The organism is Bradyrhizobium sp. Kon69 (assembly GCF_055807515.1).
Map to the genome: position 1 here is coordinate 1 of NZ_JBVVOS010000021.1, position 15,003 is coordinate 15,003.

Annotated in this window: 21 protein-coding genes and 1 pseudogene; 14 read left to right on the forward strand and 8 right to left on the reverse strand. The window is 64.3% G+C overall.

Annotated elements, in window-relative coordinates; translation table 11 throughout:
- Positions 1-574: carboxylesterase family protein (locus AC0L3U_RS25820; protein ID WP_473363711.1), on the reverse strand; the 574-nt coding region annotated here is incomplete at its 3' end.
- A 124-nt stretch (positions 575-698) separates the two neighbouring features.
- Here AC0L3U_RS25820 and AC0L3U_RS25825 point away from each other — a divergent pair.
- From AC0L3U_RS25825 to AC0L3U_RS25835, 3 genes are all read left to right on the forward strand, one after another.
- Entirely contained in the window at positions 699-1,484 is a 786-nt protein-coding gene (locus AC0L3U_RS25825) for an AraC family transcriptional regulator (RefSeq protein ID WP_473363712.1), read from the forward strand.
- Between the two features lie 69 nt (positions 1,485-1,553).
- A complete protein-coding gene (locus AC0L3U_RS25830; RefSeq protein WP_473363713.1) occupies positions 1,554-2,216 on the forward strand; it encodes an SRPBCC family protein in 663 nt (220 codons plus the stop codon).
- Positions 2,216-2,578, forward strand: a complete 363-nt coding sequence (locus AC0L3U_RS25835) for an ArsR/SmtB family transcription factor (RefSeq protein ID WP_473287185.1) — start codon at positions 2,216-2,218, stop codon at positions 2,576-2,578. Before AC0L3U_RS25830 ends, AC0L3U_RS25835 begins: the two co-directional genes overlap by 1 nt.
- Positions 2,579-2,616: 38 nt before the next feature.
- Here AC0L3U_RS25835 and AC0L3U_RS25840 read toward each other — a convergent pair whose 3' ends face one another.
- The 3 genes and pseudogenes from AC0L3U_RS25840 to AC0L3U_RS25850 all read right to left on the reverse strand — a co-directional run bounded on the left by AC0L3U_RS25840 (position 2,617) and on the right by AC0L3U_RS25850 (position 4,055).
- Positions 2,617-3,021, reverse strand: coding sequence for an MAPEG family protein (locus tag AC0L3U_RS25840; protein WP_473363816.1), 405 nt, complete (start codon positions 3,019-3,021; stop codon positions 2,617-2,619).
- A gap of 231 nt (positions 3,022-3,252) precedes the next feature.
- Positions 3,253-3,459 (reverse strand): annotated as a pseudogene (locus AC0L3U_RS25845) (GFA family protein); the annotation flags it as partial.
- 98 nt (positions 3,460-3,557) lie between these two features.
- Complete coding sequence (locus AC0L3U_RS25850) at positions 3,558-4,055, reverse strand: peptide deformylase (protein WP_473363714.1); 498 nt, start codon at positions 4,053-4,055, stop codon at positions 3,558-3,560.
- 74 nt (positions 4,056-4,129) lie between these two features.
- On the opposite strand from AC0L3U_RS25850, the gene AC0L3U_RS25855 reads away from it, so the two are divergent.
- The 3 genes from AC0L3U_RS25855 to AC0L3U_RS25865 all read left to right on the forward strand — a co-directional run bounded on the left by AC0L3U_RS25855 (position 4,130) and on the right by AC0L3U_RS25865 (position 6,893).
- Complete coding sequence (locus tag AC0L3U_RS25855; RefSeq protein ID WP_473363715.1) at positions 4,130-4,714, forward strand: TetR/AcrR family transcriptional regulator; 585 nt, start codon at positions 4,130-4,132, stop codon at positions 4,712-4,714.
- A gap of 104 nt (positions 4,715-4,818) precedes the next feature.
- Positions 4,819-5,397 carry a DUF308 domain-containing protein gene (locus AC0L3U_RS25860; RefSeq protein WP_473363716.1) on the forward strand — a complete coding sequence of 193 codons (579 nt, stop codon included), beginning with the start codon at positions 4,819-4,821 and terminating at the stop codon, positions 5,395-5,397.
- A 275-nt stretch (positions 5,398-5,672) separates the two neighbouring features.
- Complete coding sequence (locus AC0L3U_RS25865) at positions 5,673-6,893, forward strand: MFS transporter (protein WP_473363717.1); 1,221 nt, start codon at positions 5,673-5,675, stop codon at positions 6,891-6,893.
- Between the two features lie 22 nt (positions 6,894-6,915).
- On the opposite strand, the gene AC0L3U_RS25870 is transcribed toward AC0L3U_RS25865, so the two are convergent.
- The 3 genes from AC0L3U_RS25870 to AC0L3U_RS25880 all read right to left on the reverse strand — a co-directional run bounded on the left by AC0L3U_RS25870 (position 6,916) and on the right by AC0L3U_RS25880 (position 8,657).
- Entirely contained in the window at positions 6,916-7,302 is a 387-nt protein-coding gene (locus AC0L3U_RS25870) for an ester cyclase (RefSeq protein ID WP_473363718.1), read from the reverse strand.
- A gap of 56 nt (positions 7,303-7,358) precedes the next feature.
- Positions 7,359-8,231: a bifunctional helix-turn-helix transcriptional regulator/GNAT family N-acetyltransferase gene (locus AC0L3U_RS25875; RefSeq protein ID WP_473363719.1), complete on the reverse strand. Its 873-nt coding sequence runs from the start codon at positions 8,229-8,231 to the stop codon at positions 7,359-7,361.
- A gap of 72 nt (positions 8,232-8,303) precedes the next feature.
- A complete protein-coding gene (locus AC0L3U_RS25880; protein ID WP_456764698.1) occupies positions 8,304-8,657 on the reverse strand; it encodes an MmcQ/YjbR family DNA-binding protein in 354 nt (117 codons plus the stop codon).
- A 161-nt stretch (positions 8,658-8,818) separates the two neighbouring features.
- On the opposite strand from AC0L3U_RS25880, the gene AC0L3U_RS25885 reads away from it, so the two are divergent.
- The 6 genes from AC0L3U_RS25885 (at position 8,819) to AC0L3U_RS25910 (ending at position 12,299) form a co-directional block, all read left to right on the forward strand.
- Positions 8,819-9,166, forward strand: a complete 348-nt coding sequence (locus tag AC0L3U_RS25885; RefSeq protein ID WP_473363720.1) for a Lin0512 family protein — start codon at positions 8,819-8,821, stop codon at positions 9,164-9,166.
- Positions 9,167-9,170: 4 nt separating this feature from the next.
- A complete protein-coding gene (locus tag AC0L3U_RS25890; protein ID WP_473363721.1) occupies positions 9,171-9,863 on the forward strand; it encodes a GNAT family N-acetyltransferase in 693 nt (230 codons plus the stop codon).
- A 75-nt stretch (positions 9,864-9,938) separates the two neighbouring features.
- A complete protein-coding gene (locus AC0L3U_RS25895) occupies positions 9,939-11,123 on the forward strand; it encodes a serine hydrolase domain-containing protein (protein WP_473363722.1) in 1,185 nt (394 codons plus the stop codon).
- Between the two features lie 97 nt (positions 11,124-11,220).
- Positions 11,221-11,430: a YgaP family membrane protein gene (locus tag AC0L3U_RS25900; protein ID WP_456764695.1), complete on the forward strand. Its 210-nt coding sequence runs from the start codon at positions 11,221-11,223 to the stop codon at positions 11,428-11,430.
- Positions 11,427-11,948, forward strand: a complete 522-nt coding sequence (locus AC0L3U_RS25905) for an RNA polymerase sigma factor (protein ID WP_473363723.1) — start codon at positions 11,427-11,429, stop codon at positions 11,946-11,948. The genes AC0L3U_RS25900 and AC0L3U_RS25905 overlap by 4 nt, the downstream gene beginning before the upstream one ends.
- Positions 11,949-11,951: 3 nt before the next feature.
- The gene (locus tag AC0L3U_RS25910; protein ID WP_473363724.1) at positions 11,952-12,299 is read left to right on the forward strand and encodes a carboxymuconolactone decarboxylase family protein; all 348 of its coding nucleotides are present in this window, start codon (positions 11,952-11,954) and stop codon (positions 12,297-12,299) included.
- 41 nt (positions 12,300-12,340) lie between these two features.
- Here the strand turns inward: AC0L3U_RS25910 and AC0L3U_RS25915 are convergent, their stop codons facing one another.
- Positions 12,341-13,681, reverse strand: coding sequence for an RtcB family protein (locus tag AC0L3U_RS25915; RefSeq protein ID WP_473363725.1), 1,341 nt, complete (start codon positions 13,679-13,681; stop codon positions 12,341-12,343).
- Positions 13,682-13,992: 311 nt separating this feature from the next.
- On the opposite strand from AC0L3U_RS25915, the gene AC0L3U_RS25920 reads away from it, so the two are divergent.
- On the forward strand, positions 13,993-14,658 hold the full coding sequence (locus AC0L3U_RS25920; RefSeq protein WP_473363726.1) for a DUF429 domain-containing protein: 666 nt from the start codon (positions 13,993-13,995) through the stop codon (positions 14,656-14,658).
- Between the two features lie 114 nt (positions 14,659-14,772).
- The gene (locus tag AC0L3U_RS25925) at positions 14,773-14,916 is read left to right on the forward strand and encodes a hypothetical protein (RefSeq protein WP_007609210.1); all 144 of its coding nucleotides are present in this window, start codon (positions 14,773-14,775) and stop codon (positions 14,914-14,916) included.
- Positions 14,917-15,003: the final 87 nt, after the last annotated feature.

Here is a 15,003-nt window from a genome sequence, read left to right on the forward strand (position 1 = left end):
CGTTATCGGGGTCGCCGCCAAAGCCGGCGATGTTGGCCTTGACCCAGCGCAGCGCCATCAGTTGATCCTGCAGGCCGTAATTGCCTGAGGGCGCCTCCATGTCGAGGTCGGGATGGGCGAAAAAGCCGAGGATGCCGAGGCGATAGTTGAAGTTGACGACGACGACACCTTTCGCTGCTAGCGCGTTGCCATCGGTTGCAGGATTCGCCAAGGAGCCGAACTGAAAGCCGCCGCCGTGAATCCACACCATCACGGGCCGCGTCTCGTCCGCGTGCTTCGCCGCGGTCCAGACGTTAAGATAGAGGCAATCCTCGTCGCGCGGTCCCGGCCGCTGGTCGTTTTCGAGCGCCGACAGACACCCCGCGCCGAACACGAGCGCATCGCGCACGCCATCCCAGGGCGCCGGCGGCTGCGGTGCGCACCAACGCAGAGGCCCGACCGGCGATGCTGCGTAGGGAATGCCTTTGAACGCGATCACGCCGCTTGCATCGCGCGGGCCGCCACGCACGAAGCCTGCTTGCGTGCGGACCACGCGTTGCAGCTTGGCTGCTGTCGTACTGGCGAAACCGTGCATGGTCGTTTCTCCTGATCGCAGAGCGTGCCCGGCCGCGGCCGGGCAGGTTCAGACAGCAGCCTATCGACATTCCTCTCCGCTCGATTTAGATATTCTGCCAATCGATTGCTAAAAACCGGCAAGCATGCGGCAGCCGCTCCGTTTTCCATGGCCTGATCTCGATGTGGATGATGTCTCCGCGCCTGTGATCGCGGTGCGCGTCGACGTGATCGGAACCAAGGGCGAAGTGCCCGACCACAGGCACCGCAAGGGGCAACTTGTCTTTGCGCTGGGCGGCGCCGTGACGTGCCGCGTTCCCACCGGTCTGTGGATGGTGCCGCCGCATTGCGCGGTGTGGATTCCCGGGCGCATGCAGCACAGCAACCTCGCGACAGAAAATGCCCGGCTGTTCTTCATCTATATCGAGCCCGACCGCGTGGACCTGCCGGATCGTTGCTGCACGCTCTCGATCTCCCCACTGCTGCGTGAAGTGATCGTCGAGCTAGCCGATCAGATCGCGGATGACGAGGCGCGGGGGGACCTTCTGGCGAGCGTCCTTCTGCGCGAGCTTCCCCGCATGCCGGTTCATCAGCTTCATCTGCCGCTCTCGCCCGAGCCGCGTTTGAAGAAAATTGCTGCAGCGCTGGCAAAAGACCCCTCCGATCGCAGAACGCTGGCCGAATGGGCCGATCGCGTCGCCCTGAGCGAGAGCAGCCTCGCGCGTCTTGTCGTCAGGGAGACGGGCTTGAGCTTCGGGCGCTGGCGCCAGCAATTGCACCTGATCGTCGCCTTGCGGGAGCTGACCTCCGGCGCCAGCGTCCAGCAGGTGTCCGCCGATCTCGGCTACGACTCCGTCGCGGCCTTCATCACCATGTTCAAGAAGGCGCTCGGGAAACCGCCGGGCAAATATCTGAGCGGCATCTCCTCATAATATAAGAGTTGACTTATATTAGCTTCGGCCGATATTCATCCTGGCACGAAACGACAGGGAGCAAGCGCTATGGAGATCGACGTCGTCAGGGTATTGGGGCTGGTTACGCGCTCGGTGAAGAATTTCGAGAAGGACGGGAAAGCGGCCAGTGCGGTGACGCTGACGCGACTATACGAGACCAGCGTCGACGATCTCTGGGACGCCGTGACCAGCCCGCAACGCATTCCGCGCTGGTTTCTGCCGGTCGAGGGAGATCTCCAGCTCGGCGGAAAGTACCAGCTCAAGGGGAATGCCGGCGGGACCATCACGGCGTGTACGCCGCCGACCCATTTCGCGGCGACGTGGGAATTCGGCGGCGCGATGAGCTGGATCGATGTCAAGCTGACGGCAGAACGAAGCCAGGCGCGGCTGACGCTCGAGCACACCGCGATGATCGAGGATCATTGGAATCAGTTCGGTCCAGGGGCAGTCGGGATCGGCTGGGATCTCGCCATTGCGGGGCTGGAGCGATATGTTGCGACCGGGGCATCGGTCGACCATGAGACGGCCGAGGCATGGATGGGCTCTCCCGCGGGTAAGGAATTCATGACGAGCAGCGGCGAGTATTGGCGCGCAGCGCATGTCGCAAGCGGCGTGGATCCTGCCTCCGCGAAGCAGCGCTCCGACCGCACCATCGCCTTCTATCGCGGCGAGACGCCGCCCGACATCGCGCATCCGGGCACAGGAAGTTGATGCAAGTCTTCGATGTCCTTGCCGATCCCGTCCGCCGTCGCATCCTCGAGCTGCTTGCGCCCGGCGAGATGGCGTCCGGCGAGGTCGTCGAAGTGATCGGAGCGGAGTTCGGGATCACGCAGGCCGCCGTGTCGCAGCACCTCAAGGTGCTGCGCGAGAGCGGCTTTGCGACGGTTCGGGCGGAGGCGCAACGACGGCTCTATTCGGTCGATGCTGCGGGGCTCCAAGCGGTGGATGCATGGGTCGGTCAGTTCCGCAATTTCTGGGAGCCGAAGCTGGATGCGCTGGCGACGGAAATCGCGCGCGGCAAACGCGAGCGGCGTAACGCGCCAATGACCAAGCGGAGCGGGAAGCGGGCGTGAAGGCATCGCGGCAAAGGCAAAGTCGCCATCGCGCCGCTTCAGTGAGACACGAAAGCCGCTGCCAAGACTGCAAGCATACCAAAGCTGGCGATATTCCAGAACAGCGAGCGGACGAGCGGTATGCCGGATAGGTAAAGCGCGGTGTAGGCGATGCGTCCGCCAAGATAGGCGATCGATCCCCAATAGGTCAGCTCGTTGTGAGCGCCTGCGGCGTGAGAGATGAGGATCGCGGCGGCAAAGAACGGAAATGTCTCCATGTAGTTGCGGAAATTTCGGTTGAGACGGCCGGGGATGGGCTTGAGCGGCGGCATCTCGGTGTCGCGCGGGCTCGCAGCCCATCTGAGGCCGTACTGCAGGTTCGCGGCTTGCGCGGCGGCGACAAGCTGTACGAAGCCCCAGACGATTGCGGCGGCCAGCATCGACAGCTCGAAGCTCATCGCCATTGGCTGTCCCTCCATCTGCAAGAAATCAGCGCGATCCCGGGTGCCATTCCGGGAGTTTGGGAATCTCGGGATCGAGGTGATCCCAGGCATATCCGCGCGAGCAGAACAGCACGACGGACGGTTTGAACGTGCTGGCATCGTCAAGCGTGCCGACATAGATGCCGATGAACTCCGGCTTCTCGTCCGGCTTGTTGTAGATCGCGAGCCGCAGTTCGGACAGAACCCTTTGCGCTTGACTGCGCCGCTGTCGGCAGTGCGCGCGATTTCGCGCACCTCGCCGGTTACCGAGACTGCGCTGCGCGCGAACACGAAGATTGAGCTGTGGCCGCTGCCGGTGTCGCGCTGACAGTCACTGCACTGGCATTGGAAGCCGCGGATCGGCGCGGACGCGATAGTGTAACGAACCGCGCCGCAGGCGCAGCGACCTGAATGAATCATTCGTGTCCCTCCCGACGGGGCCGACCGTTCCAATCATATCAGGCTGGCTTGATTTCGCCACAAGCGCGATTTCACAAGTCCGATCTTCGCCGGCGCGCTCACTCGCGCGACATCTTCTCGAACTTCTTCACCAGCCGCTCCCGCTTCAGCCGCGACAGCCGCTGGATCCAGAACATGCCGTCGAGCTGGTCGATCTCGTGCTGGTGGCAGACGGCGCGCAAGGCTTCCGACTCCTCGCTGTGCATGTTGCCGTCGATATCCTGATAGCTGATCCGCACGCGGGCGTGGCGTTGCACCTCGTCATTGACGCCGGGCATCGAGACGCTGCCCTCGCGGTGCATGATAATCTCGGGTGAGGCCCACTCGATCTCCGGGTTGACGTAGGTCTGCGGGCCGTCCTTGGCGTCGAGCTCGAGCACGACGACGCGCAAGGGGACGCCGATATGCGGCGCCGTGATGCCGATGCCGGGCGCGGCGCGCATGGTCTCGAGCAGATCGTTCGCGAGCTCGCGCAGCGTTGCATCGAACGCGGTGACGGGGCGGGCCGGCATCGCGAGCCGGCGGTCGGGATAGCGGACGATCGGGCGAATGGTCATGCAGGCTCCTAGCACTCACGGATGGTTGAAGCATCCCGTTCTTCGCCCTACCAACTGGAAGGTAGCTAGAGGCCATGACCAACGTTTCCTCGACTGCCGACGACATCCTGGCCTGCGCGCGCAGCTTGATCATCGCGGGCGGCTATAACGGCTTCAGCTACGCCGACGTGGCCGAGGTTGTCGGCATCCGCAAGCCAAGCATCCACCACCATTTCGCCAGCAAGATCGACCTGGTCCGCACCCTCGTGTCGCGCTACCGCGCCGAAGCCGAGGCGGGACTGTCCGCGCTCGAGCGCAATGTCCCTGATCCGCGCGGCCAGCTCGAAAACTATGTCGCGTACTGGAAGGCGTGCATCAATGATGCGACGGCGCCGTTCTGCGTCTGCGCGCTGCTGGCCAGCGAGCTTCCGATCCTGCCGGAGGAGGTTGCGCTCGAAGTCCGCGCGCACTTCCGCTCCTTGGCTTCCTGGCTGACGGCCGTCATGGAGCGCGGCAAGCGGAAAGGGCAATTCAAACTCTCCGGCACAGCCCGGGTCGAGGCCGAAGGATTCATGGCGACCATTCACGGCGCCATGCTGTCGGCGCGTGCCTATGGCGATCCAAAGATGTTCGGTGTGATCACCACCCCGCTGCTGGACCGGCTGTCCAACAAACACTGAGACACATCAGCGAGACGATCGCGACAGCCCGCAAGCGGGCTGGAGCGAAGTCGGTTTCGCCGCGTGTGAGAAACTACCAACTAGTAGGTATAGGAGAGACTGAGATGGCGCAGTATCAACTGGATCCGGTTCATACCGACCGCGAGCGATGGCTGAAGCAATACTACTTCGTGCGGGCGGCATTCTCGGCTGCCTGGGTCGCTGCTGCGTTTGCCGCCGGGGCTTCTTCTCCAGTGATCGCCGGCGCCTTGCTCGTCCTCTATCCCGCATGGGACGCCGCAGCCAATTTCGCGGACGCGGTTCGCAGCGGTGGGCTTGCTCGAAGCCGCACGCAGGCTCTGAACGTTGTCGTCAGCCTGGCGACCGCCGTCGCGGTGCTTGTGAGCTTGCAGATGAGCATGAACCGGGTGCTCGGAATCTTCGGGGCATGGGCGATAGTGTCTGGACTGCTGCAGTTGGGAACGGCCATCCGCCGCTGGCGGAGTCTTGGCGCGCAATGGGCCATGGTGCTCAGCGGTGGCCAGTCGGCTCTCGCAGGCGGCTTCTTCATCTTTCAGGCGACGATGCCCGCAATTCCCTCGATCGCGAATGTCGCGGGATATGCCGGCGTTGGTGCGCTCTACTTCCTGGTCTCGGCGGTCTGGCTCACGGTCGGCGAGTGGCGGCGTAGCGCGGCTGCTTGAAGCCTGTTCGCGAGGGGACGAGATCAAAAGCGGCGGGATGATGCCATGATGCAGGTGTTTTGCCCGACGAGTCAAACGGCGGGTCTTCCTTCGCACTGCAAAGAGCTGCGCTGTAAGTCCTTGATCCCAAAGCGCCCGGCTACTGTGCATGGGGTTGTTTTCGCGTTTTTTGTTTTGGCAGGTCACAAAAGCGTGCCGCAAAAACTTGTGTCGACCTGTCGGCTCACCATGTTCCCATTCGTCTTCCACCCAGACAGACCTGACGGGAGACTGAAATGAACGCTTCCTCCTATCGCTGGGTGATCGTCGCCGCGGGCGGCTTGCTCGGCTGCGTCGCCATCGGCGGCATGTTTTCGCTGCCGGTGTTCCTGCAGCCGATCGCAAAGGACACCGGCTGGTCCGTGACCGGCATCTCCAGCGCGATGACGATCGGCTTTCTGGCGATGGCCTGCACCAGCATGGCCTGGGGCACGCTGACGGACCGGTTCGGGCCGCGGCTGGTCGTGCTGACGGGATCGACGGTGCTGACCGTGAGCCTGTTCGCGGCGAGCCACGCCACCTCGCTGCTGGCGTTTCAGTTCGTTTTCGGCCTTCTGGTCGGGGCGTCCTGCGCGGCGATCTTCGCGCCGATGATGGCGACCGTGACCGGCTGGTTCGACACCCATCGCAGCCTCGCGGTCTCGCTCGTGTCGGCGGGCATGGGCATGGCGCCGATGACGATGGCGCCACTCGCGGCCTGGCTCGTCTCCGGCCATGACTGGCGCACCTCGATGCAGATCGTGGCGCTGGTGGTCGGCGCCATCATGATCCCGGTCTCGTTCCTGGTGCGCCGCCCGCCGGCGCTCGCGCACGCCATGGCCGCGCCCACGGGTGAGGGCGCCGTGCAAGGTGAGATGTCGATGGGAGAGGCGCTGCGCTCGCCGCAATTCCTGATCCTGCTCGCGACCAATTTCTTCTGTTGCGCCACCCATTCCGGCCCGATCATTCACACCGTCTCCTATGCCGTGAGCTGCGGCATCCCGCTGGTCGCGGCGGTGACGATCTACAGCATCGAGGGCTTTGCCGGCCTTGGCGGACGCATCGCCTTCGGCCTGATGGGTGACCGCTTCGGCGCCAAGCGCGTGCTGGTCTCGGGCCTGCTGTTGCAGGCGTTCGGCGCGCTAGGTTATGTCTTCGCGCACCAGCTCACGACGTTCTACGCGGTCGGGGCCGTCTTCGGCTTCATCTATGCCGGCACCATGCCGCTCTACGCGGTGCTGATCCGCGAAAATTTCCCGCTCAAGATGATGGGCACCGTGATCGGCGGCACCGCCATGGCCGGCAGTCTCGGCATGGCCACGGGCCCGCTCGCCGGCGGCCTGATTTACGATGCGTTCTCGAGCTACGCCTGGCTCTATATCGCTTCCTGGGCGATGGGCCTCGGCGCCTTCCTGATGGCGATGAATTTCAAGCCGTTCCCGAAGCCGCGAGCGGAGTTGGCGCCGGCAGCAGCGTAAGCAGGTTCGTCGAGGCGCAGCGCTAGAGCTGCGCCTCGATCGCGAGCTTGTCGATGATGGACCACACGTGCCGTATTTTTCCGTCGCCAAATTGATAGAACACGTTTTCGCAGAATGACACGCGCTTGCCGTTCACATCCAGCCCCAGAAACGTTCCAGCCGGCGTGCAATCGAACTTCAATCGGGAGGCGATCTGAGGCGGATCGCAGACCAGCAGCTCGATCTTGAAATGCAGATCCGGAACTGTGCGAAAATCCTGCTCCAGCATGGCGCGATAGCCGGACAGTCCGAACGGTCGCGCATTGTGGACGACGTCATCGTGGACGAACTGTCCGAGCGCGGGCCAATCCTGCCGGTTCAGGCAGGCGATATAGTCGCGGTAGATGTCGGCGAGGTCGGATCTGGTCATGGCGTGCTCCTGCGGCTCCGGCCATAACGCGGCAACGGGAGCAAAGGCGCCGGCGCTCACAGACGTTTTTCGAAGAACAGGTCCGGGTAGGGGTCGTCATTGAAGCGGGGGATCTCGCTCCAGCCGCTTCGTCGGTAGAGCTGGCCGGCCTCCGCCAGGGCGCTGTTGGTGTCGAGCCGCAGCAGCTTGATGCCGAGCCCGCGCGCGACATCCTCGGTCATGTCCATCAGGCGCCGGCCGAGCCGCAATCCGCGCGCCGCCGGTGCGACCCAGAGACGCTTGATCTCGGCATAGCCGTGATCCGTGCCCTTCAGCCCGACGCAGCCGATCGGCAGCGTGTCCGACATCGCGACGATGAACGTGCCGCGCGGGCGGCGCATATCCTTGGCGTCGGGATCGCGCGACAGCGAGACGTCAAAGCCCTGCTCGAAGCGGCGGCCGAGCTCGCCATAATATTCGCCGAGGCAATAACGGGCCGGTTCGCTCCGCGGATCCATCTCATCCAGCGTGACGCGCTCGCGCGTCAATGCGCAAGCAATCAAATCCATCGCCGCCAGCAGCGCTTCGCGTTGCGAATGCTGGGCGAGGAAGCCCTCGGCCTGCGTGTTCGACAGCGCCTCATAGGCCGCGAACTCGCGCCGGCCCGCACGTGTCAACGTCGCCACGCGGCGGCGCGCATCGTCCTCATGCGCATTGGTCTCGACCAGCCCTTCGTCCTCGAGGCTGCGTAGCAGGCGGCTCATCAGTCCGGAATCGAGGCCGAGATAATCGCGGATCTCAGCCACGTCCGAACGTCCATGCCCAATCGCGTTGAGCACGCGCGCCGCCCCCAGTGGCCGTCCGCGCCCCAGGAATGACGTGTCGAGCGCGCCGACAGCGGACGTAACGGCGCGATTGAAGCGGCGGACGCGGGAAACAGGGTCGAGCATGATGTCTGACTTTAGTCAGGCATATCATCGATGTCAATCAGCGCGGGCTTTCGCTTCACCAGCAGCTGCGCTTCAGTCGAGATCCAGCGCCTTGCGGGATTTCCGCGTGAGTTTCGCCGCGACCATCGCGTGCGCCTGCGCCAGATAGGCCGTGAGCTCGGCGTCCGGCAGCGCATTGTTGCCGACGAGCTGCACCCATTTGGCGCGCGCCAGATACGGAGCCGGCCGCGCAAGGCCGTGCTCGATCAGCATGGCATAGGCCATGTTCGAGACCTTGAACATGTAGCCGCCCGAGCGCGCGGCAAAGCCGCCGCCGAGCGCGAACATCTTGCCGCCGACCTTGAACACCGAGGTGCCCTCCCACTGCACCACCTTGGTGACGGCGGGCAGGCGCAGGCAGCGGGTTTCGAAAGTTTTCGGAGTCATCGCCCGAGCGATAGCACAGCGCCCGCGACTTGCAACGCCGCAACGTCGGAGTGCCACTGCGTGCCGCGCCGCGTCCGGGATACGAGGGGACGACCCCACTTGTATCGTGCCGTTCGATCCCCCACACTCCTCACCACTCAATCAGTCACAGGAATAAGAACATGGCTCGCGTTCGCTGTATCACCGAGATGGGCATGGGCGTCGACGTCCATGGCAGGGACGCCACCAAGGCGGCGAAGCGTGCCGTCTCTGATGCCATCAGGCATTCGAGCCTCGGCTTCTTCCGGATGATCGACAAGACTGCGAACGACATGTTCGTGGACGTCACGATCGCGGTGCCGAATCCGGAAAGCGTCGACAAGGATGCGGTCGCGAAGGAACTGCCTTACGGCACTGTCACCGTCAACGCGGTGAAGGGCGGGCTGGAGATTCCCTCGGCCCCGGAACAGGGCAACGACCCCATCCTCATCGCCAATGCCGCCGTCATCGTCAGCTTCGAGAAGGAGTGATACGGTGTCCGACGGTGACGAGACCCTACTGGATCGCCCGATCTGGAGCGCGCTGACGACCAGCCACAAACATCTGGCCGAAGGCGGTCCGCGCGCGTTGCGCTATCCGGTGGACGTGACGCCTTTTGCCGACATGGTCGACATGTCCGAGGCGAGCTTTGCCGCGCTCCGTGATCTCCTGTCGGGCGCGCAGGTCGCAGCGCTGTTCACCCCGGAGGCCGTCGACGTTCCCGCCGGCTTCAAGGTCGTGCTTGCGGAGACCGGCGAGCAGATGATCGGCTCTCCGGCCGATAGTCCGCTTCGCGATGCCGAGATCGTTCGGCTGGGGGCGGCCGACGTTCCCGCCATGATGGCGCTGACGGAGTTGACCAAGCCCGGTCCCTTCGCGCGGCGCACCCACGAACTCGGGACGTTCCTCGGCATCCGTGCCGGCGGCGAATTGGTCGCGATGGCCGGCGAGCGCATGAAGCCGGGAAATTTCGTCGAGATGACAGCCGTCTGCGTCCACCCCGACCATCGGGGGCGAGGCTACGCGCAGGCGCTGCTGGCGGCGGTCGCGCGCCAGATCGAGGCACGCGGCGAAATTCCGTTCCTGCATGTGTTCTCGAGCAACTCATCGGCCATCGCGCTGTACCAGCGGCAGGGGATGTGGATTCGGCGCCGCCTGCACGTCACCGCGTTCATGAAGCAGGAATAAGCCGCGCCGTCCGATCAGGCTTCTCATCCGGCGAATTCACGCTATATCGATCCCGACCATCATTGGGGAAAGCACATGGACGCCAGAACGCCTGATTTTTCCGCCACGCGGACGGCAATGCAGCGTTACGTCGATCAGGAGATCATTCCGGGTGCTTCCTGGGCGGTGCTGCGGGGCCGCGAAGTCGTCGATCAGCAATGCGTCGGTTTCGCGGATCGCGAGGCGAGCACCGCGCTACGGCCCGATCACATTTTTCGCGCGTTTTCCAACACCAAGATATTCGTCACCTGCGCGATCATGCTGCTGGTCGAGGAAGGCCGCATCGGGCTCGACGACGTTGTCGAGAAATTCCTGCCGCAACTCGGCAATCGCAAGGTTCTGAAGCCCGGCGCTTTGAGCCTTGCCGACGTCGAGCCGGCGAAAAGCCCGATCACGATCCGGCAGCTTCTGACCCACACCTCCGGCCTCAGCTACGGCGTCTTCGATCCCGGTACCGTGTTGTTCAAAGCCTATAACGAGGCGCGCGTTCTCAATCCGATGACGCCGCTGACCGGCATGATCGACCAGCTCGCCGAGCTGCCGCTGTCCTTTCATCCCGGCGCGTCCTGGGAATATTCGGTGGCGACCGACGTGCTTGGGCGTGTCGTGGAGGTCGTCTCGGGCAAGCCGCTCGACGCCGTCCTCAAGGCGCGCATCTTCGAGCCGCTCGGCATGACCGACACCGGCTTCCACGTGCCGGACGCGCAGCAAGGCAGGCTGGTCGCCCTCCACAACGGCGCGGATGTGCTCGATCCCATGAAGCCCGGCCTGACCCGGGCCGACGACCTGCCTTATCCGCAGGCCTATCGGCGTCAATTCCCGCGGCTGTCGGGCGGCGGCGGACTGGTCTCGACCTTGCCCGACATGCTTGCTCTGGTCCGCGCGCTGCTCCCGGGCTCGGATGCGCTGCTGAAGCCGGAGACGCTGCGGCTGATGATGACGAACCAGCTGCCCGCCGGCGAGAACATCCGCTTCGCCAATCTCGGCCCGATCCCCGGCAAGGGTTTTGGCCTCGGCGGCGCCGTCACCTTCGCGCCGATGCCGTTCGATCCTCCGAATTCGACCGGCGAATTCCAATGGGGCGGCCTTGCCGGCACCCATTGGTGGATCTGCCCGCAGGCCAATACTGCCGGTGTGCTGATGGCGCAGCGTTACATGGGCTTCTGGAATCCGTTCTTCTTCGAATTCAAGCGTCTGGCCTATCAGGCCATCGGAGGCTGATCGCGAAAAAATTGCAGGTTGCCGCGAATCCTTTCTGGTCGTCGCGCCCTCTCTTGACGGTCGAGGCATTTTGCTTCGGCTTATGTCGGAGGATGTGATGGCATTTTACAGGAAGAACATCGGGAGCCTGCATCAGGCCGTGCGGATCGCCTTTGGCGTCGCGGTGGCCGTCGCGGCATTCGTGTACCTTACCGGCGCCGCGGCGTGGCTCGTTGCGCTCGGCGGCGGCAGCTTCGCACTGACCGGCCTCGTCGGCTATTGTCCGATGTGCGCGATGGCCGGCATCGGAAGAGGAGGCGTGTCGTGAGCGCCACTGTGATCTCGCCGGACCTGTTCGAGGCCGCGCGCCTCGGCGATCCCCAGGCGATCGCGTCTCTGCTCGAGACGGCGCAGCCGAATATCCGCCGCTATGCCCGCGCCACCTGTCGCAGCTCGGCGGATGCCGAGGATGCGACGCAGGAGGCGCTATGGATCCTGTTTCGCCACGTCGGCGCGATCCGTTCGTGGCTGGCGTTTTCGGCCTGGCTGTTCAGTGTGGTCCGCCGCGAATGCCTGCGGCTCGCCCGCAAGGCAGGACTCGCGCCGGCGATCGACGGCGGAGAGGCGGAGGCGCTGCTGCTGTCGCGTCCTGAAGCCGATTTGCGGATCGACGTCGCGGCGGCCTTCGAGGCACTACCGCCGCACTACCGCGATGTCGCGCTGATGCGCGACGTCAAGGAAATGACCATCGACGAAATCGCCGTCGCACTCGGTGCGACCCGGCAGACCGTAAAGGCACGCCTGCATCGCGCCCGCGCCCTGATGCGCGAATATCTGACGAGGTGAGCCATGACCTGTTATCAAAGCCCTGACGATCTGAAATCCATCCCGGCCTTCGTGGCGCTCGCGCCGGTCGAGGCCAACGCGTTCCTTGCGTTCAACCACGCGGTCGAGCGCAAGGACGGATTGATTCCGCCAAAATATCGCGAGCTGATCTCGCTCGCGGTCGCGCTCACCACGCAATGCGCCTATTGCCTCGATGTGCACACGGCGCAGGCGGCGAAGGCCGGTGTAACGCGCGAAGAAATCGCGGAAGCCGCGCTGATTGCGGCGGCGGTTCGCGCCGGCGGCACGCTCGGCCACGCCTTGCTGGCGCAACGCCTGTTCGAGCGGCATCGGGGCGAGGAACCGGGATAGAGGGGCGGGCGGGAGTCTGAGCCTCCCGCCCACTGTTCGCATTAGTCCTTCCACGGATCGAATTCGCCTTCGCCGGCCATGGCGACGGCGAACGGCCGCAGCGTGTGCAACACCCGGACGGTGCCGGCGTGCTGCGCGAGCACGTCGGGCAGGCGGCGATAGGCCATCGGGCTCTCGTCGAGGTCGGCACCGATCAAGGTGACTCCACGCTCGGTGAGCCAGCGGTCCATCTCCGCGCGCGAGAAGCGCCGCTTCGCTTCCCTTCGTCCGAACAGGCGGCCGGCGCCGTGCACGGTCGAGTAGAGTGAGGCCTTGGCTTCGGGGCTGTCGATGCCTTCGAGGATGACTGCGTCGTCGCCCATCGAGCCACCGACGAATCCCTTCTGGCCGGGAAACGCCGGCGTAGCGCCCTTGCGCACCACCCACAGATCCTTGCCGTCGTGGGTCTCACGCCAAGCATAGTTGTGATGGTTGTGCACGCTCTCGGTCACGCTGCCGCCGATGATCTGGCGGACGCGCTCGACGACCCACTCGCGGCCCGCATAGGCATAACGCCCGGCGAGCTGCATCGCCGCTATGTAGCGGCGGCCGAGCTCGGACTCCTCGTCGACCACGGCGGGCGGGACGTTCATGCCGTCCTTGCCGCCGGCAGCTTTGAGGTAGCGCGTCGCAGAGGTATGCCCGAAACCGCGGCTTCCGAAGTGGACGCCGATCCAGACAAAGCCTTCCTCGTCCCGCATGAGGTCGACATAGTGGTTGCCCGACCCGACCGTGCCGAGCTGCGCCACCGCTTTTTGTCGGTAGGCCTCCATGTCACTCTCGCGCCAGGCATCGCCGTCGTCGAACAGCGTGTGCTCGGCCCGTTCGGCGTTGGCGCGGCCAACTCCGAACGAGATTACCTTGGCGACATCGCGGATGATGGTAGGCACGCGGCCTGCAATGTCGTCGAAGCGCGTGTCGAGCCGTGCGGCCATGTTGCCGCAGCCAATGTCGAAGCCGACGCCGGAGATGCTGATCTGCTTCTCGTAGGCGATGACCCCGCCGACCGGCTGGGCGTAGCCAAGATGGCCGTCCGCGCAGATCACGCCGGACACGACGTTGCCGACCGCCATGCAGTTGCGCATCTGCGCGACGGTTGCTTCCTCGTGCGGGCCAAAAATCTTCAGCGGCGCATTCTGGAAACGGGCGTCCTGCGCACGGAGTTGGCCGATCGCGCTCGCGGTCGCATCGGCCTCTCGTGCCAGATGCTCCCTGCGCGCGGCGTCCTTGTACAGGCACCAGGCTGGTTGTCCTCGTCCTTCACCGACGCGCGAGTCCGGATCGACGCCGGCGGCGAGGCAGAGTTCTCGGGCGCGTTCCATGTAGGGATCAGATCGTCGCATGGTCGTGTGTCCTGCTTAACATATTGCTTTGGGCAACAAAAAACCCTCCGGAGCGTTGCTCGGGAGGGTCCGTGAGACGTGAACTTTTTGATCTCGCTGTCAGGCAAGACCTCTCCTATGAGCCGAGCGTGCGCGATCGATTGACCGAAGGTCATTCGACGGGCGGATCAGGATTGCGTAGCGGTGCGGCATTGCTCGGTTCATGATGCTTGTGACGAACGGAAATGTTCGTGAGGGCGCGGGAAATACCTCTGCAACTTGCGGCTGTCAAGTGACCCGCGCGTGGAAATTGAAAATGACGGACATATGAAGTGCCAAACTATCTCGGCCTTGACGGATTTCGCTTCGGCTGGGTCGCCGCCTGGATCGACGAGCGCGGCGATCACGGGTTCGACTATTCGCCGGGTCTCGTGCGGCTGCTTGCGCTGCCGCATGCCCGGGCGATGATCGACATGCCGATCGGCTTGAAGCCGAGCGGGTATCGCATCTGCGATTTGCGCGCGCGCGAGCTGGTCGGTCCTGCCGTGTTTCTCGGTGCGCGCCGCGACCTCTGGAAATTTTCCGACATGGCCGCAGCTAACCGTCACTACTGGGAGTGCGAGGGCAAGGGCAGGGGCGTGTCAGCGCAGCTCTGGAACATCAGGGACAAGATCAGGGACGCCGACGAGATCATGACGCCGACGCGGCAGACGACGATCGGCGAAGCGCATCCGGAATTGATTTTCTGGAAGCTCGCTGGGCGGGTCCGTCTTGCACGGAAGACATCGCCGGAGGGCCGCGAGCAGCGCATTGCACTCCTGGAGCAGCACGGCTTCGCGCGTTTGCCGAAATGGCTGAAGCAACGACACGGCACCGGCATCGGCCGCGACGACCTCATCGACGCCTGTGCCTGCGCGGTCGCGGCGCGCGACAGCACGCAGCGGTGCGGCGGGGAGGAGACCGACCCGCGGGGCTTGCGGATGGAGATCAATTATTGAGGTCGTCGGAGTGCGAGGGACCGGGAAAAAGCGGCAATTTATTTGAAGCTTGCAGGAACTGACGATGGCCGGCCCGCGTTCCTCGTGCGAACCGAACACGGAGAAGCTCGTCCGATGAGGGATGCCAGTCAGTTCGCGACCGCGATGCTTGCGCTCGTCTTCACCGGAGCACTGCTGGTCACCGGCCAGCTCTTCATCGAGCAACGCGCGCAGCGCGATGTGATGCACGCCACCAACCATTTGCTGCGGCCGTTGTGACCTGTGCGGGAAAATGATCTGACCACTCGACCTTGCGTCGTTCGTCCGCTGGCCTAGACTAGGCGGTATCTCATGAACGAAGCCGGG